General features: G+C 60.1%; 24 protein-coding genes. 18 read left to right on the top strand and 6 right to left on the bottom strand.

Annotation, left to right across the window (positions count from 1 at the left end; translation table 11 throughout):
- Positions 1-193: 193 nt before the first annotated feature.
- The 13 genes from ABTW55_RS06835 to ABTW55_RS06775 all read left to right on the top strand — a co-directional run bounded on the left by ABTW55_RS06835 (position 194) and on the right by ABTW55_RS06775 (position 11,163).
- A complete protein-coding gene (locus ABTW55_RS06835; RefSeq protein WP_033647291.1) occupies positions 194-679 on the top strand; it encodes a CadC family transcriptional regulator in 486 nt (161 codons plus the stop codon).
- Between the two features lie 30 nt (positions 680-709).
- Entirely contained in the window at positions 710-1,213 is a 504-nt protein-coding gene (locus ABTW55_RS06830; RefSeq protein ID WP_033653256.1) for a type II secretion system protein N, read from the top strand.
- A gap of 126 nt (positions 1,214-1,339) precedes the next feature.
- Complete coding sequence (gspD, locus tag ABTW55_RS06825; RefSeq protein ID WP_060422272.1) at positions 1,340-3,229, top strand: type II secretion system secretin GspD; 1,890 nt, start codon at positions 1,340-1,342, stop codon at positions 3,227-3,229.
- Positions 3,226-4,722: a type II secretion system ATPase GspE gene (gspE, locus tag ABTW55_RS06820; RefSeq protein ID WP_060420371.1), complete on the top strand. Its 1,497-nt coding sequence runs from the start codon at positions 3,226-3,228 to the stop codon at positions 4,720-4,722. Before gspD ends, gspE begins: the two co-directional genes overlap by 4 nt.
- The gene (gene gspF, locus ABTW55_RS06815; RefSeq protein ID WP_060420369.1) at positions 4,712-5,923 is read left to right on the top strand and encodes a type II secretion system inner membrane protein GspF; all 1,212 of its coding nucleotides are present in this window, start codon (positions 4,712-4,714) and stop codon (positions 5,921-5,923) included. Before gspE ends, gspF begins: the two co-directional genes overlap by 11 nt.
- 11 nt (positions 5,924-5,934) lie before the next feature.
- On the top strand, positions 5,935-6,399 hold the full coding sequence (gene gspG, locus ABTW55_RS06810; RefSeq protein WP_049213857.1) for a type II secretion system major pseudopilin GspG: 465 nt from the start codon (positions 5,935-5,937) through the stop codon (positions 6,397-6,399).
- Positions 6,396-6,866 carry a prepilin-type N-terminal cleavage/methylation domain-containing protein gene (locus ABTW55_RS06805; RefSeq protein WP_060420367.1) on the top strand — a complete coding sequence of 157 codons (471 nt, stop codon included), beginning with the start codon at positions 6,396-6,398 and terminating at the stop codon, positions 6,864-6,866. The genes gspG and ABTW55_RS06805 overlap by 4 nt, the downstream gene beginning before the upstream one ends.
- The gene (gene gspI, locus ABTW55_RS06800) at positions 6,850-7,227 is read left to right on the top strand and encodes a type II secretion system minor pseudopilin GspI (protein WP_223307169.1); all 378 of its coding nucleotides are present in this window, start codon (positions 6,850-6,852) and stop codon (positions 7,225-7,227) included. Before ABTW55_RS06805 ends, gspI begins: the two co-directional genes overlap by 17 nt.
- Positions 7,224-7,835 (top strand): type II secretion system minor pseudopilin GspJ, encoded by a 612-nt coding sequence (gene gspJ, locus ABTW55_RS06795; protein WP_060420365.1) that lies wholly within the window; start codon positions 7,224-7,226, stop codon positions 7,833-7,835. The genes gspI and gspJ overlap by 4 nt, the downstream gene beginning before the upstream one ends.
- The gene (gspK, locus tag ABTW55_RS06790) at positions 7,832-8,734 is read left to right on the top strand and encodes a type II secretion system minor pseudopilin GspK (protein ID WP_060420363.1); all 903 of its coding nucleotides are present in this window, start codon (positions 7,832-7,834) and stop codon (positions 8,732-8,734) included. The genes gspJ and gspK overlap by 4 nt, the downstream gene beginning before the upstream one ends.
- Before the next feature lie 3 nt (positions 8,735-8,737).
- Complete coding sequence (gspL, locus tag ABTW55_RS06785) at positions 8,738-9,868, top strand: type II secretion system protein GspL (protein ID WP_060420361.1); 1,131 nt, start codon at positions 8,738-8,740, stop codon at positions 9,866-9,868.
- Complete coding sequence (gene gspM / locus ABTW55_RS06780) at positions 9,865-10,311, top strand: type II secretion system protein GspM (RefSeq protein ID WP_039566985.1); 447 nt, start codon at positions 9,865-9,867, stop codon at positions 10,309-10,311. The genes gspL and gspM overlap by 4 nt, the downstream gene beginning before the upstream one ends.
- Positions 10,312-10,347: 36 nt before the next feature.
- Positions 10,348-11,163: an A24 family peptidase gene (locus ABTW55_RS06775; RefSeq protein WP_060420359.1), complete on the top strand. Its 816-nt coding sequence runs from the start codon at positions 10,348-10,350 to the stop codon at positions 11,161-11,163.
- On the opposite strand, the gene gspS is transcribed toward ABTW55_RS06775, so the two are convergent.
- On the bottom strand, positions 11,160-11,522 hold the full coding sequence (gspS, locus tag ABTW55_RS06770; protein ID WP_060420357.1) for a type II secretion system pilot lipoprotein GspS: 363 nt from the start codon (positions 11,520-11,522) through the stop codon (positions 11,160-11,162). The two genes, ABTW55_RS06775 and gspS, sit on opposite strands and share 4 nt — an antisense overlap.
- Before the next feature lie 253 nt (positions 11,523-11,775).
- Here gspS and gbpA point away from each other — a divergent pair, with 253 nt between their 5' ends.
- Together gbpA and ABTW55_RS06760 are read left to right on the top strand one after the other, a co-directional pair.
- Positions 11,776-13,206 carry an N-acetylglucosamine-binding protein GbpA gene (gene gbpA / locus ABTW55_RS06765; RefSeq protein WP_350429242.1) on the top strand — a complete coding sequence of 477 codons (1,431 nt, stop codon included), beginning with the start codon at positions 11,776-11,778 and terminating at the stop codon, positions 13,204-13,206.
- Between the two features lie 52 nt (positions 13,207-13,258).
- The gene (locus ABTW55_RS06760; RefSeq protein WP_060420355.1) at positions 13,259-13,777 is read left to right on the top strand and encodes a cytochrome b; all 519 of its coding nucleotides are present in this window, start codon (positions 13,259-13,261) and stop codon (positions 13,775-13,777) included.
- Between the two features lie 296 nt (positions 13,778-14,073).
- Here ABTW55_RS06760 and ABTW55_RS06755 read toward each other — a convergent pair whose 3' ends face one another.
- The 3 genes from ABTW55_RS06755 to ABTW55_RS06745 form a co-directional block, all read right to left on the bottom strand.
- Positions 14,074-14,277, bottom strand: a complete 204-nt coding sequence (locus tag ABTW55_RS06755) for an HHA domain-containing protein (protein ID WP_004940313.1) — start codon at positions 14,275-14,277, stop codon at positions 14,074-14,076.
- A gap of 49 nt (positions 14,278-14,326) precedes the next feature.
- On the bottom strand, positions 14,327-14,695 hold the full coding sequence (gene tomB / locus ABTW55_RS06750) for an Hha toxicity modulator TomB (RefSeq protein WP_004940312.1): 369 nt from the start codon (positions 14,693-14,695) through the stop codon (positions 14,327-14,329).
- Positions 14,696-14,853: 158 nt separating this feature from the next.
- Positions 14,854-15,207: a hypothetical protein gene (locus tag ABTW55_RS06745; protein WP_033653245.1), complete on the bottom strand. Its 354-nt coding sequence runs from the start codon at positions 15,205-15,207 to the stop codon at positions 14,854-14,856.
- Between the two features lie 406 nt (positions 15,208-15,613).
- Between ABTW55_RS06745 and ABTW55_RS06740 the strand changes: the two genes are divergently transcribed.
- The 3 genes from ABTW55_RS06740 to ABTW55_RS06730 are packed head-to-tail and all read left to right on the top strand — an operon-like array spanning position 15,614 to position 18,085.
- Positions 15,614-16,327, top strand: a complete 714-nt coding sequence (locus ABTW55_RS06740; protein WP_033647273.1) for a metal ABC transporter ATP-binding protein — start codon at positions 15,614-15,616, stop codon at positions 16,325-16,327.
- Positions 16,324-17,181, top strand: coding sequence for a metal ABC transporter permease (locus ABTW55_RS06735; RefSeq protein WP_033637343.1), 858 nt, complete (start codon positions 16,324-16,326; stop codon positions 17,179-17,181). Before ABTW55_RS06740 ends, ABTW55_RS06735 begins: the two co-directional genes overlap by 4 nt.
- Before the next feature lie 25 nt (positions 17,182-17,206).
- On the top strand, positions 17,207-18,085 hold the full coding sequence (locus ABTW55_RS06730; protein WP_041033680.1) for a metal ABC transporter substrate-binding protein: 879 nt from the start codon (positions 17,207-17,209) through the stop codon (positions 18,083-18,085).
- Between the two features lie 106 nt (positions 18,086-18,191).
- On the opposite strand, the gene ykgO is transcribed toward ABTW55_RS06730, so the two are convergent.
- Together ykgO and ABTW55_RS06720 are read right to left on the bottom strand one after the other, a co-directional pair.
- The gene (gene ykgO / locus ABTW55_RS06725) at positions 18,192-18,332 is read right to left on the bottom strand and encodes a type B 50S ribosomal protein L36 (protein WP_004940304.1); all 141 of its coding nucleotides are present in this window, start codon (positions 18,330-18,332) and stop codon (positions 18,192-18,194) included.
- A 12-nt stretch (positions 18,333-18,344) separates the two neighbouring features.
- Positions 18,345-18,599, bottom strand: a complete 255-nt coding sequence (locus ABTW55_RS06720) for a type B 50S ribosomal protein L31 (RefSeq protein ID WP_004940303.1) — start codon at positions 18,597-18,599, stop codon at positions 18,345-18,347.
- Positions 18,600-18,620 lie beyond the last annotated feature (21 nt).

Here is an 18,620-nt window from a genome sequence, read left to right as displayed (position 1 = left end):
ATGCGGTGTAGCCATATTAATTTTATATTGTTTATATTAAAGAAATAAGTTGCATGAATGTTTTTCGCATGATTAATTGAGGCCGCTCTTGAAACGGCGAACTATTAATTTTCATTGAAAATGCATCTCGCCGCATGCGTGCAAAGGTGATGGCACAAGAGCCTTTGGACTTCATTAAACTGATAGGCGAGAGATGGACATACATAACATTGCCCTGAACGAGACTCTGTTGGAAAATGAGTTGGTGATATTAAACAACAATGAAAAAACGCTGTTGTTTAAAAAAGAGAATGTGCTCATTGAAATGACCGAATTACAGCGGCGCTTCATGCTGTGCCTGTTGAGCGGTATTTATAAGAAGAACGACATTATTCGCGCGGTCTGGTTTTGCAATCATGAGACCATCAGCGACAACAATTATTATCAGATGATATTCCAATGCCGCTCTTTGCTCTCACGCCACGGTATTCCCGGCGAGGTGATCAAGACCATTCCCCGATTTGGCGTGATGCTGAGTTTTCAGGCCTGCGAGCGCGCGGCCGCTAATTTGCAGGGGGAATGCCCGTCGCCATCGGCTAATAAGCGCCGGCGAACGTGGTTGGACGCCGTGAATTATAAAGTGGCCCTGATCATCACGCTGCTGTTTTCTGTCGCGATGGTGGTCGGTATTTCCGCTTAGCGTTGACACCGTTGAATAACCGGGGGGCACGTGAGCAAGCGGTTGACAGACCTTCTTATTCTACTTTTCTGCCTGATAAATCTGGCATTCATGCTCCAGCTGGGATGGCGAATGGTGGCCGGGGATGGCGCGCCCGTTGAGCCGAGCCGTGAAAACGCGCGCGGGCCGGTGCGTCATAGTGTCTTTCCTCAGGAAGATGACATCGGAAAAATTAATGACGCGCACTGGTTTGGCCGCTATCAAGCGGCGAAAAACGGCGAAAAGGCGCACGGGTATAAAGTCGGCGAATGGGCGATCGGTGCCGAGCTGCTGGCTAACGCGCCGGAAGCCGCAGCGCTCGGCAAGATAGCCGGCCTGCTGTTCAGCGACAACGCCAAAAAAAGCCTGGTCATCGTCGAGCATGGCGGCAAGCAAACCGGTTATGGCGTTGGCGACCGTCTGGCCGGCAGCAATGCCGTTATCGTGCGGATAGTGAAAAATAAAATACTGCTCGATGAAAACGGCTATTACGCCACGCTGACGTTTAAAGAGTAGCCGGCGCGCCGTTTCGGCGCGGGGTGTTTCATAGCATAAGGCGACATTGTGATTACGCATTTCATTTATCGTTCCGGCCCAGGCTGGAGCGCCGGCTTATGGCGCGCATTAGCGGCGGCGGCCGTCATGATCGCGCTGGGCGGCGCGGCGCGCGCGGAGCAATTCTCTGCCAATTTCAAAGGCACGGACATTCAGGAATTTATCAATACGGTCAGTAAAAACCTGGGCAAAACCATCATTATCGATCCGGCGGTGAAAGGTAAGGTCACGGTGCGCAGCTACGAACAGCTCGACGAGAAACAGTATTACCAGTTCTTTCTCAACGTGCTGGACGTCTATGGCTATACGGTCATCGGCATGCCCAACAACGTCCTGAAGGTGATTGCCGCCAAAGAGGGAAAAAGAGCCGCGCTGGCGCAAAACGGCGCAGAGGCGATCGCCGAAGGGGATGAGGTGGTAATGCGCGTGGTGCCGCTGCGCAATATCGCGGCCAAGGACGTTTCGCCGATATTACGCCAGCTCAACGACAGCATCGGCGTGGGCAGCGTGGCGCATTACGAGCAGGGCAACGCGCTGTTGATCACCGGGCGGGCCAGCGTGGTCAACGGCCTGCTCGAGCTGGTCAGGGAGATGGATCAGGACGACGGCAATCGGGTCGAGACCCTCGCGCTGAAGCATGCGGCGGCGCCGGAGATCGCGCGCATGGTGAATGAACTGTTTCGCGAAGAGGGCAAGCGGCGTACGGCCGGCGCGAGCTCGCTGCGGCTGGTGGCGGATGAGCGAACCAACAGCGTGATGATCGCCGGGGACGAGCGGGCCCGCGAACACGCCAAAGAACTGATTGATCAGCTGGATAACAAGAGCGTCACCCAGGGCAATACCCAGGTTATTCCGCTCAAATACGCCAAGGCACAGAGCCTGGTCGAGGTATTGACCGGCGTGAGTGCGGGCCTGCAAAACGAGAAAGAGAGCGCCGCCGCCAACGTGGCGCTGCTGAAAAACGTGGTGATCAAGGCCGATGAGCAGACCAATGCGCTGATCATCACCGCCGCGCCGGACGTGATGCGCGATCTGGAGGCGGTGGTCGCCAAGCTCGACGTGCGCCGCGCGCAGGTGCTGGTCGAAGCGGTGATCGTCGAAGTGCAGGATGGGCAGGGGCTGAACATCGGCGTGCAGTGGGCCAACAAATACGGCGGCGGCACGCAGTTCGCCGGCTCGGCGCCCGGGGTGTCGGCGGGGTTCGAAAACGGCATGAGCGACGTGTTCGGCAAGGCCAACGGCCTGATGACCGGTTTCTACAGCGGTAACTGGGGCGTATTGCTGTCCGCCATCGCCAGCAACAACCAAAACAATATCCTGGCCACGCCGAGCATCGTCACGCTGGATAACGCCGAGGCGGAGTTCAGCGTCGGGCAGGATGTGCCGATCCTGACCGGTTCGCAAACCACCAACAGCGATAACGTCTTCAATACCGTGTCGCGCAAGACGGTGGGGATCAAACTCAAGGTCAAACCGCAGATCAACCAGGGCCAGTCCGTGCTGCTGCAGATCGAACAGGAGGTCTCCAGCGTTGCCGACAGCGCCGGCGCCACGCCGGATTCGCTGGGGGCGACCTTCAATATCCGCACGGTCAACAACACGGTGCTGGTGGACAGCGGCGAAACTGTGGTGGTGGGCGGCCTGTTGGACAAGTCCAACTCGGAGCTGGAGAGCCGCGTGCCGATCCTCGGCAAGATCCCGCTGGTGGGGGCGCTGTTTCGCTCGACCGCCACCAAAGCGAGCAAGCGCAATTTGATGCTGTTTATCCGCCCGACCATCATTCGCAGCACCGAGGGGTATGCCCGGCAGAGCCAACGCAAGTTAGGCAAGTTCGACGCCGAGCAGCAGGACGATCGTGAGCTGAATGACGCGCTGCGCGGCGAGATCGCCGGCGATAAGAAGGCGCTCGACAATCGGGCGTTTCTCGCCACCGTTGCCAGTATCGACGCGTTTTATCCGCGGGGAGCACGCCCGTGAAGCGCCGTTCCGCGGGGCCGCTGCTGCCTTTCGCCTGGGCGCGCCAGCATGGCGTGCTGGCCGTCGATGGGCAGAGCGGCATCCAAATGTATTGCCATCCTGAAACGAGCCACGCCGGGTTGATGGAGGCCTACCGCTGCCTGCCCGGCGTGCCGGCGCTGGCCCAGCTGGAGGTGGCGGCTTTTGATCAACGGCTGGTGGCGCACTACCAGCAGGAGAGCGGCCAGGCGCAGAGAATGATCGACGATCTGGGCGGCGAACTGGATTTTTACGCGCTGGCCGAAGAGCTGCCGCAGCAGCAAGACCTGTTGGACGAACAGGACGATGCGCCGATTATCCGCCTGATCAACGCTTTACTGAGCGAGGCGATCAAAGAGCGCGCCTCCGATATCCACATCGAAACCTACGAGAGCGAGCTGGTGATCCGCTTTCGCATCGACGGCGCGCTGCGGCGGATTCTGGCGCCGCAGCGCAAGCTGGCGGCGCTGCTGGTGTCGCGCATCAAGGTGATGTCGAAGCTGGATATCGCCGAGAAGCGCGTGCCGCAGGACGGGCGCATGGCGCTGAAGGTCGGCGGGCGGGCGATCGACGTGCGGGTGTCGGTGATGCCGGCCAGCCACGGCGAGCGCGTGGTCATGCGCCTGTTGGACAAACAGGGCGTGCGGCTCGAACTGCCCAGCCTGGGTATGGCGCCGGCGCACCAGCAGGCGTTGCTGCGCCTGATCCGCCAGCCGCACGGCATCATTTTGGTCGCCGGGCCGACCGGCTCCGGCAAGAGCACCACGCTCTATACCCTGCTGAGCCAGATCAACGATGAACAGCGCAACATCATGACGATCGAAGATCCCGTCGAGTATGAGTTGGCCGGCATCGCGCAGACGCAGGTGAATCCCAAGGTGGACATGACCTTCGCACGCGGCCTGCGCGCGCTGCTGCGGCAGGATCCCGATGTGGTGCTGATCGGCGAGATCCGCGACGGCGAAACGGCGCAGATCGCGGTGCAGGCCTCATTGACCGGGCATTTGGTGCTGTCGACCCTGCATACCAACACGGCGATCGGCGCCGTGACCCGGCTGCGGGACATGGGGGTCGAACCGTTTCTGCTTTCGAGTTCGCTCAGCGGCGTGTTGGCGCAGCGCCTGGTGCGTCGGCTTTGTCCGCAGTGCCGCGAGCCCTATGCGCTGCCTGACGCGCAGCGGCGCCTGCTGGGGCTGCCACCGACGCAGGCGGTGACCTGCTGGCGCCCGTTGGGGTGCGAGGCCTGCGGCGGGCAGGGATATCACGGCCGAATCGGCTTGCACGAACTGTTGGTGCTGGATGAACCGATGCGCATGGCGATCCATCGCGGTGACGGCGAGCTGGACATCGCGAAACTGGCCGCCGAACGCTATCTGCCGCTGCGCCAGGATGGGATCGCCAAGATGCGCGCCGGGGAGACCAGCCTGGAGGAAGTGCTGCGGGTGACGCGCGAAGGGGACGGCGATGAAGTTTGATTATCGCGCCTGCGATCGTGAGGGGCGCGCCCAGCGCGGCGTGTTGGAGGCGGATTCTCTGCGCCACGCCCGCGATCGCCTGCGTGAAAAGGGGTGGCAGGTGCTGGCGGTGCAAGCGCGCGGGCGGCCCGTTTTCGCCGGCATGTTGGCCGGCCGCTGGATGAGCGGCGTGAGCAGCGGCGATGTGGCGCTGTTGACCCGGCAGCTGGCGACGCTGCTCTCCGCTGCGCTGCCGCTGGAGGAAGCGTTGATGGCGGTGGCGCGGCAAACGGAGAAAAAAGGCCTGCAGGCGGCGTTGGCTCAGGTGCGGCAGCACATTCTGGAGGGCTTCCCGCTGGCGCAGGCTCTAGGGCAGCATCCGCGAATTTTTGACCGTCTCTACTGCGCCATGGTGGCGGCCGGTGAGATTTCCGGCCATCTGGCGCCGGTGCTGGAGCGGCTGGCCGACTACGTCGAACAGCGCCAGCAAATGAAGAACAAAATCGTGCAGGCGCTGGTGTACCCAATGGTGCTGACGGCGGTGGCGATCGGCGTGGTGGCGATCCTGTTGACGGCGGTGGTGCCGAAGGTGATCGAACAGTTTGTGCATATGAAGCAGACCTTGCCGCTGTCGACCCGGATGCTGCTCGGCGCCAGCGACGGGCTGCGCCAATGGGGGGCATTGGCGCTGATGTTGGCGCTGGCGAGTCTCGGCGCTTTCCGCTATCGCCTGCGGGATCCGGCGCGGCGCGTGCGCTGGCATGCGTTCATCCTGCGGTTGCCGGTGGTCGGCAAGCTGTCGCTGGCGGTGAATACGGCGCGCTACGCCAAAACGCTGAGCATTTTGAACGCCAGCGCGGTGCCGTTGCTGGAGGCGATGCGCATCAGCGCCGGCGTGTTGGGCAACGACGCCGCCCGCGAACGGCTGCTGGCGGCGATGGAGCGGGTGCGGGAGGGCGAAGGGTTATCGCCGTCGCTCGAGGGCACCGCGCTGTTCTCGCCGATGATGCGGCACATGATCATGTCCGGCGAGCGCAGCGGTGAGCTGGACATGATGCTCGAGCGGGCGGCGACGATGCAGCAAGAGGCTTTCAGCCGGCAAATCACGCTGGCGCTGGGGCTGTTCGAGCCTTTATTGGTGATCGCGATGGCCGGTTCGGTGCTGTTCATCATTTTGGCCATCCTGCAGCCGATATTGCAGCTCAATAATATGGTCGGCTAATCATGCCGTTAATGGAGAGTAAAGTGAGTCATATCAGCAAAATACGCAGATCGCGGCAGCGAGGGTTTACGCTGCTGGAAATCATGGTGGTGATCGTCATTCTGGGGCTGTTGGCCAGCCTGACCATTCCAAGCCTGATGGGAAACAAGGAGAAGGCCGATCGGCAAAAGGCCGCCAGCGATATCGTGGCGCTGGAGAACGCGCTGGATATGTACAAGCTGGATAACGGGCGTTATCCCAGCGCGGAGCAGGGGCTGGCGGCGCTGGTGACCCGGCCGGTGCTGGCGCCGATCCCGAGGAATTATCCCGAAGACGGCTATATTCGCCGGTTGCCGCAAGATCCCTGGGGGCAGGAGTACCGTCTGCGCAACCCGGGGCGCCACGGCAAGCTGGACGTGTTTTCTTTGGGCCAGGACGGCGTTGCCGACACCGATGACGACATCGGCAACTGGGTGGCCGACGCCAAGGCGCCATGAGGCGTATACGCGGCTTTACGCTGCTGGAGATCATGCTGGTATTGCTGCTGCTGGGGGTGACCAGCGGCCTGGTGATGCTGAGCTTTCCTGCGGATGAGAAGCCGCTGGCGCGGCAGGGGGAGCGGCTGAGCCATTGGCTGTATGCCCTCGCCGAGCGGGCCGAACGTGAAGGGGGGAGTTATGGCGTGGCGTTCGGCAGCGGCGGTTGGCGCAGCGTCGTCGCCGAAGAGGGGCGGGATGAATACGTTTTGCCGGAGGGCATCGCGCTGCGGCTGAGCGTTGAGGGGCAAGCCGTCACGCTTGACGACGCGGCGGCGCAGATGCCGCAGGTGTGGCTGTATCCGGGGGGCGAAACCACCGCGTTCAGCGTGGCGCTGTCGCAGGGCAAGTGCCAGTGGCGATTGCAGGCACCCGGTTACTTCGTATTTGAAACGACGGATATTCGTTGCGATGACGCGGAAAATTAAACGCCAGCGGGGTATGACGCTGCTGGAGGTAATGGTGGCCTTGATGATCTTCGCCATCGGCTGCCTGGCGCTGATCAACAGCACCGGGGGCCAGGTGCGCAGCCTGAGCGCGATCGAAGCCAAGACCGTCGCGCTGTGGGTGGCGGACAACCAGTTGACGCTGCTGCAGCTCGACCCGTATCCGCCGACGCTGGCCTGGCATTCGGGCACTGCGGCGATGGCCGGTGAAACCTGGCACTGGCGCTATCGCGGGCAGGAGACCAGCGACGCCGGAATGCGGGCGATCGCGATTGAAGTCCGGCGCGATCCGCAGGATCGTAACGCGCTGGTGGAGATGCTGGCCTACAGGGCACTGCCATGAAACGCGGTTCGCAATGCGGTTTTACGCTGGTGGAAATGCTGCTGGCCATCGCCCTGTTCGCCATGCTGTCGCTCACCGCGCTGGCGGTCTTTAGGGGCGTGCTGAAAAGCGATGAAATCACCCGGCGCAAATCGACGCAGCTGACCCAGCTGCAACGGGCGCTGGCGATCGTCGAACGCGATTTCACTCATGCGCAGGCGCGGGCGCCGATTGGCGATAAGCGCTTGCCGGCGGTGCCGGAGTTCGCGGTGCGGCAGACGGTGGGCGAGGACGCGGATATACAGCTGCTGCTGATCCGAAACGGCTGGCCGAATCCACACGTTCGGCTGCCGCGCGCCACGCTGGAGCGGGTGGAGTATCGCTACCGGCAGGGGCGGCTCGAGCGTCTCAGCTATCCGAGTTTGGGCAGCCCGCAGGCGGCGGCGCGCAGCGTGCTGCTGCTGCCGGAGGTGACGCGGTTCCGCCTGCGTTTTTACCTGCAGGGCGAATGGTTGACGGCCTGGCGCGCCGGCGGGCTGCTGCCGCAGGCGGTGGAGATCGTCGTCGAAACCCCCGCGCTGGGGGAGGTGCGCCGCATCGTCACGGTGCCCGCCGCGAGGCCATCATGAAAAAACAACGCGGTATGGCGCTGTTGATGGTGCTGCTGCTGATGTCGCTGATGGCGATCGTGGCGATCAATATCAACGACAACTGGCAGCGTTCGCTGGCGCGCACCCAGTCTCAACAGGATCGGCTGAAGGCCAAATGGCTGCTGCTGGGCGGGGAGATCTACGCCCAACAGCGGTTGCGGCAGGCGGGAGAGAAGCGCAAGGCCTGGGGAGCATCAGGAGCGGCGTTCAGTATGCGTACCGAAGAGGGGGAGGTGACGATACGCCTGCGCCGCGTCGATGCCTGTTTCAACCTAAACGCCCTGATCCGCGCCGCCGGCCCAACGGAGGCCGGGGATAGCGAGGGGGTTCCCCCCAATAAGGAGAGGCGGATATTCATGCTGTTACTGAACAACCTGGGGATCGCCGACGCGCAGGCGGGCGCGATTGCCGAGGCCATCGTCGCCAGGGGCAATGACGAGGGGTATCTGATGGGGAATGTCAGCGAACTGCGGGAGCTGGCCGGCATCGATCGTGAGCTTTACCTGCGCCTGGCACCGCAGCTTTGTGCGGCGCCGGATGCCGAACTGCGCATCAACCCGGATGCCGTGAGCGAGGCGCAATTACCGCTGCTGCGGGCGATGCTGATGAACGCCCTGAGAGATGAACGGCTGCGGGCGCTGCTGGCGGCCCGTCCGCCGCAGGGCTGGCAGACGCTGGCGTTTTTGTCGCAGGAAAAAGCGCTGCAAGACTTGGGTGACGACGATCTCGGCGAGCGATTGACGTTCGACGATAGCCGCTGGATTGCGCAGCTGCAGCTGACGCTGAACGACGGGCGCTATCGGCTCGTCAGCGCGTTGCAACCGGGCCAGTCAGGCGTCACGGTCAGCGGACGCCTGTTCGACAGAGGGGAGGGGTAAAGGGTGGCGAATACAATCCTGCTTATCGCGCTGAGCGAGGACTTGATGGCCGATGTGCGCTGGGGCCGCGTCGGCGAGACGAGTTGCCGTTTCGCCGCCCACCTCGATCTGACCGAAGGCGGCGGCGAGTTGGCGGCCATGGCGCAGGGCAGCCGCGTCGTGGTGTTGGTGCCTGCCCGTCATGTGGCGCTGAGGCAAACGACATTCCAGGGCAAGGCCCGGCAGGCGACGCCGCTGGCGCTGGCCTACGCCCATGAGGCCGGGTTGTTGGCCGATGTCGAGCAGATGCACTGGGCGGTGTTGGACAAGGCGCAGCTCGATTTCACCCTCGCCGGCGTCGCGCTGACGCAGATGCAGGAATGGGTCGAGCGCCTGAGCGCCAGCGGCATTCGCGCCGATAAAATGCTGCCCGACGTGCTGGCATTGCCGCTGCCCGGCCAATGCAGCGCGCTGCATTGGCGCAACCACTGGTTGATCCGAACGGGAAGCGGGCAGGGAATGCAGCTGCCCGACGCTTGGCTGGGCTGCGCTTCACTGCCGACGCCGGACTGGTGTCTGCACCGCGGCGGGGAGGTTCCGGCGGGCTGGGAAGCGGCGCGCATTGACGAGGATCCGCTCTGGCGACTGGCGGAAGAGGCCTGGAACAGTACATTCACGCTGCTGCAGGGACGTTTCAAACCGAGCGTACGCTGGCCGCGCCGCCTGCCCGACAAGACCGCCTGCGCGCTGCTGTTGCTCAGCGGTTCGCTGCTGGTGGGCGGTTTGCATCACCAACAGATGGCCCGGCAGAGCGAGAGCCAGATTGCGGCGCTCTCACGGCACCTGCTGCCGGGCCAGGCCGCGTCGGCGTTTGCCGAGCAGGCGGCGAAAGCGCGGGTGCGGCGTATGCAGGATGCCCTGAATGCGCCGCAGCTGTTCAGGCTGTTGCCCTACGCGGCCGGGGCGCTCGCGTTATGGGCGCCCCCGCAGCTGCAGGCGCTGGCTTTCGACGCCGCCGACGATCGTCTGGTGGTGACGGTGAACAGAAACGACGTGCCGCTGCCGGCGCCGGTTAACGACGGCGAGGTCAGCATGGCGTTCAGCGAAGGCGGTGCGTCCAACCAGGCGATCCTGACGGTGAGAGGTGAGCGATGAATATCGGGTGGCGCGATAAGGCGTTGCGGCGGGCGGTGCTGTTAAGCCTGTTGCTGCTGGCAGCCTGCGGCTACTGCCTGTATCAGTTTTCACAGGCGCAGAAAAGCGCACAGCGCCTGGCCGCGCTGCAGGGGCAGGCACGCGTCATCCAGCAACTGCAGGCGCGCTTGCCGCCGGATGCCGCTGCGCGCGAGCAACTGCCGGAGCGGCTGCGGCAGAGCGCGCAGGCGTTCCGCATCCCCATCATCGCCCTGACGGAAAGTGATGCGCAGATGCAGGTGGGGCTGCCGCCCGTGCCGTTTGAAAGCCTGCTGTCGTGGCTGGCTGCCCTGCAGCGTGAGCATGGCATCCGCGTGCTGGCGCTCGCCGTGGAACGCGCGGAGCAGGCGCCGGGCATAGTGCAGGTCAGCCTGCTGCGGGTAACGACGCAGCCGTCGATGTAACCAACGCGAAAGAATCATCAGGGATCAGAAAAAATCATGCTATTTGCTATAAATGCGGCGGCAGATGAACACTGGCTGTTATTTAGCGCCGTGTTGAGTCTGTGCGTCGGCAGTTTTATTAACGTAGTCGTTTATCGGCTGCCCATTATGCTTGAGCGCGAAATGGAAACGGCGCAGGCCGAGCGGTTCGATCTCTTTTGGCCGCGTTCATTCTGTCCGTCATGCACAAAAAAATTATCGGCGTTCGATAATATTCCTTTATTAAGTTGGCTGCTGTTGCGTGGCCGCTGTCGTTATTGCCGCCGTCCTATTGCCGTGCGTTATCCACTGCTGGAATTATTTCTGATGCTGATGGGGATAACGCTGGCCTGGCGGCTCGGCATCGGGGGGGATTGGTTTTTCATGCTGGCGTTGGTTGCGCTGTTGCTGGCGTTGGCGGCGATCGACAACCAATGTCAGCTGCTGCCGGATTGCCTGACGCTATCGCTGCTGTGGATCGGCTTACTGTGGCATTGCCTGGCGCACCCGGCCTTTTTGCCTGCGGCGGTCATTGGCGCGATGGCGGGCTATCTGGCGCTCTGGCTATTGTATTGGGGATTTCGTTTGGCGACCGGCCGCGAGGGGCTGGGATACGGCGATTTCAAACTGTTGGCGGCGCTTGGCGCCTGGGGCGGTTATGCCGCTTTGCCGTCGATCCTGCTGTTCGCCTCCGCCGGCAGCCTGCTGTGGCTGTTGCTGCGCGCGTGGCGCGGCGGCGATGCGGCCCAACCCCTGCCTTTCGGGCCGGGGCTGGCGACGGCGGGCGCCGGCGCGGTGGCCTGTCAGTGGCTTGCGCTGCCGATAGGGGGCTAACGCAGCTGGGCTAAAAAAGGCGCCAGCGAGCGGTTGAGTTCACGGCACTTTTCCTGCAGCGGCGTGGCGTCGGCCTCCAGCTGCGCGGCGACGTGTTTACCCGCCGCAAGCAGTTGGGCGCGATTGAGCGCCGGCGTCCAATCTTTTTCCTTCGCTTCCTGCAGCGCCGCCGCCGCGAGCTTATCGCCGGCCGGAATATCGGCGCGGTTGCACCTGTCTCTTAGAAATTGACCGGCGCCGACCAGCGACGACAGCTGGTCGCGTTGGGTGGCGGCGTCAGGAGCCGATTTGGCGGCGTGCTGGCAGCCGGATAACAGCAGGGATGCCACGATCGCTGCGGCAATACTTTTCAATGTCACGTTATTTTCTCTGCGGTGTTGGTACGGTGTATTTATTTTCTTGCTCGGTACTACGGTATTTCACGCTTTCCGGATTATTTTAAACGTTTGTCATGCCATTTAATATCATGACGATATTAGGTTTTATTATTTTAATGCATTCTAAGTGCCGGGCGTTCAGGGCTTCTACTTATTATTCCTCTCGCGGTATCGCCGCACCTCTTTGAGTTTCTTCTCACTCAGTTGGAATCCAATAAATTTAACTGGAGTCGTAATGAAATTATCCAAAATCGCCCTGATGATGGCAACGCTCGCGGCCTCCTCGGCCGCCTGGTCGCACGGTTATATCGAAGTGCCCGAGAGCCGCGCCTACAAGTGCAAGCTGGGCAGCAACACCGACTGCGGCCGGGCGCAGTGGGAACCGCAGAGCGTCGAGCAGGTTTCCGGCTTCCCTGGCGGCGCGACGCCGCTCGACGGCCAGCTGGCCAGCGGCGGGGTGAACGGCTTCGAGTCGTTGGATCGCCAGGGCGTCAACGTCTGGGCGTTGAATACCATGAAGCCGGGGCCACAGACGTTCACCTGGTACCACACCGCCAAGCACAAAACCAATAACTGGCGTTACTACATCACCAAACAGGACTGGGATGTGAACAAGCCGCTGTCGCGCGAGGCCTTCGAAAAAGAGCCGTTCTGCGAGATTGATGGCCATGCCAAGCCGCCAAAAGATCGCGAAGTGCACCAGTGCGTGGTGCCGGAGAGAACCGGCTATCAGGTGATTTACGGCGTGTGGGAAATCAATGACACGGTAAACAGTTTCTATCAGGTGGTTGACGTTAACTTCGAAGACGACGGCGTCGTGTCGGAATGGCGCAAGCAGCTGCAAGGTTCCCTCACCGGTAAAAACCTGCAGGTTGGCGACAAGGTGATCGCCCGCTTCTTCGATGCGGACGGTGAAGTGCTGACGATGAAAACCGAACTGGCGATCGACAGTGAGACGCTGACCGACAAAAACCGCTGGGGTCACGCGCTGGCCTGCAAGATCAACGCCGAACAGAAAGCTGTGCGTGCCGGAGTGAAAGACGGCAAAGGCAACGTCAATCCGGTGTTTGGCAACAACGCGGTCTACGCCAAGCAGGGCAGCACGATGAAGAGCGTGGTGATTTCCTATGAGGAAGAAACGCCAGCTATCACCGAAGAGATCCGCATCGGCAACCTGTCCAGCACCAAAATCAAGGACGGCAAAGCTCAGCTGACCTTCAATGCCGAGGTCAAAGGCAAACTGACGGTTGAAGCGCGCGTTTATGACCACGGCCAGACGGAAAAAGGCTACCTGAAAGCGACGCTGGAAGACGCCAGCCAGCCGCTGACTATGGCGCTGAGCAACGTCAGCGAAGGCCACCACATGCTGAAAGTGATCGCCAGCAACGACAACGGGCAGAGCATTCAACCAGATATCGAAAACTTCAACCTGGAGGCGGAATCCACCGGCGGTGGCGGCGGCAACGGCGACTATAACTTCGTCTTCCCGAACGCGCTGAGTAAATACACTGCCGGCACCACGGTGCTGCAACCGAAAGACGGCAAGGTATATCAGTGCAAACCTTTCCCTTACAGCGGTTACTGCATGCAGTGGAACAGCGGTGCGACTCACTTTGAGCCGGGCGTGGGTTCCAACTGGCAGGATGCCTGGGTCGTGAAAAAGTAAGCGTAAATCGGATAGCCAAGCGGCCAGCGATGGCCGCTTTTAAAGGAGTTTTATGTCATACGAACCTGCCCGTTACGATCTTTTCAGTCGGTTACTGCATTGGGGCATTGCCGCCGTGATGATCTACGTAATGATCGTTGGTTATTCACTGCATTTTATGACGGATGCACGCATCTTCGCCTTTTTCTCCGTGACCAATATGTCGCTGGCCTTGGTGCTGACACCGCTGATGGCGGCGCGCTTTATCTGGCGTTTTTTCCGGCCTAAGGTGCCCTATGGCGATATGCTGCAAGGGCACGAGAAGGGATTGGTGCATTTGCTGCACGAAATATTCTACCTGCTGATTTTCGTGGTGCTGCTCAGTGGATTCCTTATGCTGGAGCACGGCTTTGCCGTTTTCGGTGCGATCGACTTCCCTCGCCCGATAGCAAATCTCGACGTTAACCGCTTCTTTTTCGCCGTGCACCGTTATTCGTGCATCGCGCTGTCGGCCATGATCGTGCTGCACATAGCGGCGGTGATTAAACACCACTGCTTCGCCGGGCAGGCGATTTTGCGCCGCATGCTCTGATTTTACGGGGCGATCGCGCCGCCCAGCGAGGCAGTGCGGCGGCGTGGCCGCGAAGGTAATAGGGAAGAGCGACGGCATGACCGTGACGCGTGTGGCCGATAAGCAGGGAGTGCGAGAGACAGCACGCGTTAATCGCGTTAAGGCGTAATACCCCGGACAGGAACAGAGAATTGTTTCTATTTATTATTAACGATAAAAATGAACGTAATTAACATTTCATTGTCAATAGGAAAAATACGTATTCAGTTTGAACATTGAAGCCGATAAAAGCATCGGCTCAACGCGTTGGGGGATGATTATCTGACATATTTCCAAACGGAGGTGGGGATTTTGTCATACAGTTTGTTCATGGTGAGCTCCGCCAGACGGTGATCGGCCGCTGAGTAAAACAGCTCCAGTTCATCATCGGAAAGCTCGTACTTATTTTTCTCAATAACACGTTCGAGAGTATCAATCGTGGTGCATTTACGTAAACGCATCAGATAGTCGGTTTTAGTCATGGTGGCCTTTAGTTTAATAACCGTAAAATAGCTCGGGAATAATTATCCCCTAAGTTTTCATTGTCGTACAGATGTCCTCTCCTGAGAACATTCTGAATAATCTCGCCTTGGTTTTTTGCCAGCGGCGCAGGTCGGAATCATTGATACCGTAGCTGCTGAACAGCGTATAGGTATCGTCGAGATATTCTTCGACTAACTCCGACAGGTCTGATTCGTCCATGTATTTAATTTTATAACTCATCACAAACGAAGCGATATGTTCGATCAACTCATTAAGCTGCAGGTTGACGGAGGACGTCGGATCGTTGACCCACCCATGGTGACTGTCTCCCAGGGTAGCGATACCTTCATCATACAAATTTTCGCACAAGAATTTGAGCTGAGCAATGTCGTGTCGCTTAGGCGAATACTCATCCATATCATCCCCTCCGTAAGTCTTAATTGCGGTGTGATAACACTATGTGAGTAAGCTGATTTACATCATGGACGGAGGCAGCTTAACGGTGGTTAAATAAACTTCCCGTAAAATGAATATAAATCATTTTTTCGCGTTTGGCCTGCAGTTATTACGTAAACTTACAATTCATCCGCAGTTGATGGCCGTGAGTTATCAATGATGTCGAAGATTAAACCCCGCTCCGTCACTCGGAACCGTACGCTGTCGTTGATGATATCTTCGCTGTTGATATCCAGACAGGCATTAAAAATGCCCCACTTATAGCGATAACTCATTGAATAATCGCCGTCACCTTGTCGTACTATATCAAGTATTTCTAATGAATCTTCGGCATAGCGTGCGCTTTCAGAATAAAAACTCAGTCCGCTGGTCAGCGCCGGCACTAACTCCGCTATATTGTCATTAATCACTTTCTTTAATTTTTTAACAGAAAGTGCGTTGACGTCCAGGTTACAGGCAAGGGTAACAAGCATTAATCTCGGCCAACAGCAATGTTATCTGCTTATCTTACTCCTTTTTCACTCACGCCGGTAAATTTTTCGATTTACCGCTGTTCTTTACCTTATGCCAACATTTCAACCGAATGGGAATATCCCTGAATTTGATAAGGAGGCTGCGGGGGAAGCGCCGCTGCGCGAAGGACTGTTACGTTCCGTTGCATTATTGTCGCGCCATAGCTTGAGATGTGGTAGTGTGTGTGATGTTATATTATAACTATTAACCCATCATTTTGGTCACCACATTGACTCCCTCTTCACAACATGACGCCGCGCCGTCACTGAATTCGTTGTTTACCACCTCCGCCGCCGCGCGCTGTGCGGGGGCCGTTGCGCTGCTGGCCCTGCTGTGGCTCGGCATCTTCTGGGCGGTATCGCTGCCATGATCTCCTTGCGCCAACTGGCGATAGGCTATGGCGTCACGCCGCTTTTCCCGCCGCTGAGCGGGCAGTTCAGCGCCGGTTCGTTAACCGCGGTGGTGGGCGTCAACGGGGCCGGGAAATCGACGTTGCTGAAAACGCTCGCCGGATTGTTGCCGCCGCTGGGCGGCAGTCTGAGTTTTAGTGGCGGCAAGCCACCGCGCAGGGCTTATCTACCGCAGCAGGCCGAGTTGGATCGGCAATTCCCGATCGCGGTAAGCGATCTGGTGGCGATGGGCTGTTGGCCGCAAAGCGGCATGTTCGGCGGTATGAACAGGCGCGCGGCAAGCCAGGTCAATGAGGCGCTGGCGAACGTTGGCATGAGCGCGCTGGCGCGCAGCCCGGTGGGCGAACTGTCCGGCGGCCAGCTGCAGCGGGTGCTGTTTGCGCGCCTGCTGGTTCAACCGGCGCCGCTGATTTTGCTGGATGAACCTTTCACCGGCATCGACAGCGCCACCACGCAGATCCTGCTGCAGGCGATCGCGCAACTGCATCGGCAGGGGAAAACGGTGATCGCCGTGCTGCACGATATGTCGATGGTCGCCGAGCATTTTCCACAGGTGCTGTTGCTGACGCCGCAGGCTTGCCACTGGGGCGCGGCCGAGCGGGTATTGGAACAGGTGCCGAGGTATCACGCCGCCGAACGGCAGCCGGATCTGCGGGCGGTGGCGCCATGATGCTGTGGCATGGGCTTATCGATCCTTTCCTCTCTTTCGGTTTTATGCGCCGCGCGCTCATGGCGTGCCTGGCGTTGTCGCTCAGCGCCGCCCCGCTGGGCGTGTTTTTGCTGCTGCGCCGCATGAGCCTGGTGGGGGATGCCTTGTCCCACGCGGTGTTGCCGGGTGCGGCGATCGGCTATCTGATCTCCGGTATGTCGCTGGTGGCGATGGGGGTGGGCGGCTTTATCGCCGGGCTGGCGGTGGCGATGCTGTCCGGCCTGGTGAGCCGCCGCACGCCGCTGAAAGAGGACGCCAGCTTCGCCGGGTTCTATCTGGGCTCACTGGCGCTGGGGGTCACGCTGGTCTCGCTGCGCGGCTCCAGCGTGGATCTGCTGCACGTGCTGTTCGGTTCGATCCTGGCGGTGGATGCGCAGGCGATGCTGATGGTCGGAGCGATCGCCTCGGTTTCGCTGCTGGCGCTGGCGGCGCTGTACCGTGCATTGGTGATCGAGTCCTTCGACGTCACGTTCCTGCGCGTCAACGCGCCGCGCCGGTTGGCGCTGATCCACGGCCTGTTTCTGGCGCTGGTGGTGGTCAATCTGGTGGCGGGATTCCAGATCCTCGGCACCCTGATGTCGGTGGGGCTGATGATGCTGCCCGCCGCCAGCGCGCGCTTCTGGGCGCGCAATCTGCCGCAGACGCTGGCGACGGCGATGGGCATCGGCGCGCTTTCCAGCCTGATTGGGTTGGTGTGGTCCTATTACGCTTCGCTGCCCGCCGGCCCGGCGATCGTGCTCAGCGCCAGCGTCATCTTTTTCGTCTCGATCCTGTTTGGAACGCGCGGAGGCATTTACGCCTTCGCGCGCCGTTGAGAAGTGCCATTTGCAAGGAGAAAGTATGAAACGTTTACCTATATCGCTGGCGGTCGCTGCGCTGCTGGCCAGCCCATTGGCGATGGCGAAGACCGTCGACGCCGTCGCCAGCTTTTCCATTCTGGGCGATATCGTCAAACAGGTGGGGGGCGATCACGTCAAGGTCAGCACGCTGGTGGGGCCGGATGGCGATCCGCACAGTTTCGAGCCTTCGCCGCAGGACGGCAAAAAGTTGGCTCAGGCTGATGTGGTATTCGTCAGCGGACTGGGGCTGGAAGGGTGGATCGATCGCCTGGTCAGCGCTTCGGGTTATAAAGGGCAGGTGATCACCGCTTCACAGGGCATCAGCACCCGGCAGATGGAGGAGGACGGCAAAGCGATTACCGATCCTCACGCCTGGAACAGCATGAAAAACGGCGTGCAGTACGCCACCAACGTGATGAACGCCCTGATTGCCGCCGATCCCGAGGATGCCAACTATTTTCGCCAGCGCGGGGCCGAATACATTCAGCAACTGCAAAAGCTGGACCTGTGGGCCAAAACCCAGTTCGCCGCAGTGCCGCCACAGAAACGTAAAGTGCTGACCAGCCATGATGCTTTTGGTTACTTTGGGCAAGAGTATGGCGTCACTTTCCTTGCCCCGGTCGGATTTTCCACCGAGGCCGAAGCCAGCGCCAGCGACGTGGCCGGCCTGATCAAGCAGATCAAACAGGAAAAGGTCAACGCTTACTTTATCGAGAATCAGACCGATCCGCGGTTGGTGAAACAGATTGCCGCCGCCACCGGCGCCAAGGCGGGCGGCGAGCTGTACCCTGAAGCGCTCTCCCGTACGGGCGGCCCGGCGGCCACCTATGAACAGGCGTTCAAACACAATGTCGACGCGCTGCTGAGCAGCATGAAGTAACCTCTGCCCCCGCCTGCCGGCGGGGGACAGCTTGCAGGCACTTTCTCGCCATAAAAAAAGCCCCGTTGAGCAGCAACGGGGCTTTGCGACAGATGACACTGGGGAGTTAACGCTTTTTCTTACGTCCCTGTACCGCTTTGAATCGCGGATTGCTTTTACAGATCACATAGATGCGGCCACGACGACGCACGACTTTGCAATCCGGGTGGCGATTTTTCGCCGAACGCAATGAACTCAATACCTGCATGGGATTTCCTTGTTACTTATTGCCGATAAAGCGGCCAAAGCGCTGCTGGAAGCGCGCCGTGCTGCCTTCTTTGGAATAGTCTTTCTGCTTGCCGGTGTAGTACGGATGCGAAGCGGAAGAGACGTCGAGGGTGACATACGGCCAGCTTTCGCCGTCCAGCTCGATGGTGCGATCGGTTTTGATGGTCGATCCCACTTTAAAGTAGGCGTTGGCGCTGACGTCGTGGAAGACCACGGTGCGGTAATCGGGATGGATGCCGGGTTTCATAATGGCTCTCTCGTGTAATGT

The organism is Serratia sp. SM04, assembly GCF_040280225.1.
Taxonomy (GTDB): domain Bacteria; phylum Pseudomonadota; class Gammaproteobacteria; order Enterobacterales; family Enterobacteriaceae; genus Serratia; species Serratia sarumanii.
The sequence above is the reverse complement of the archived record's forward strand: the minus strand, read 5'-3'. Positions and strand labels throughout refer to the sequence as shown.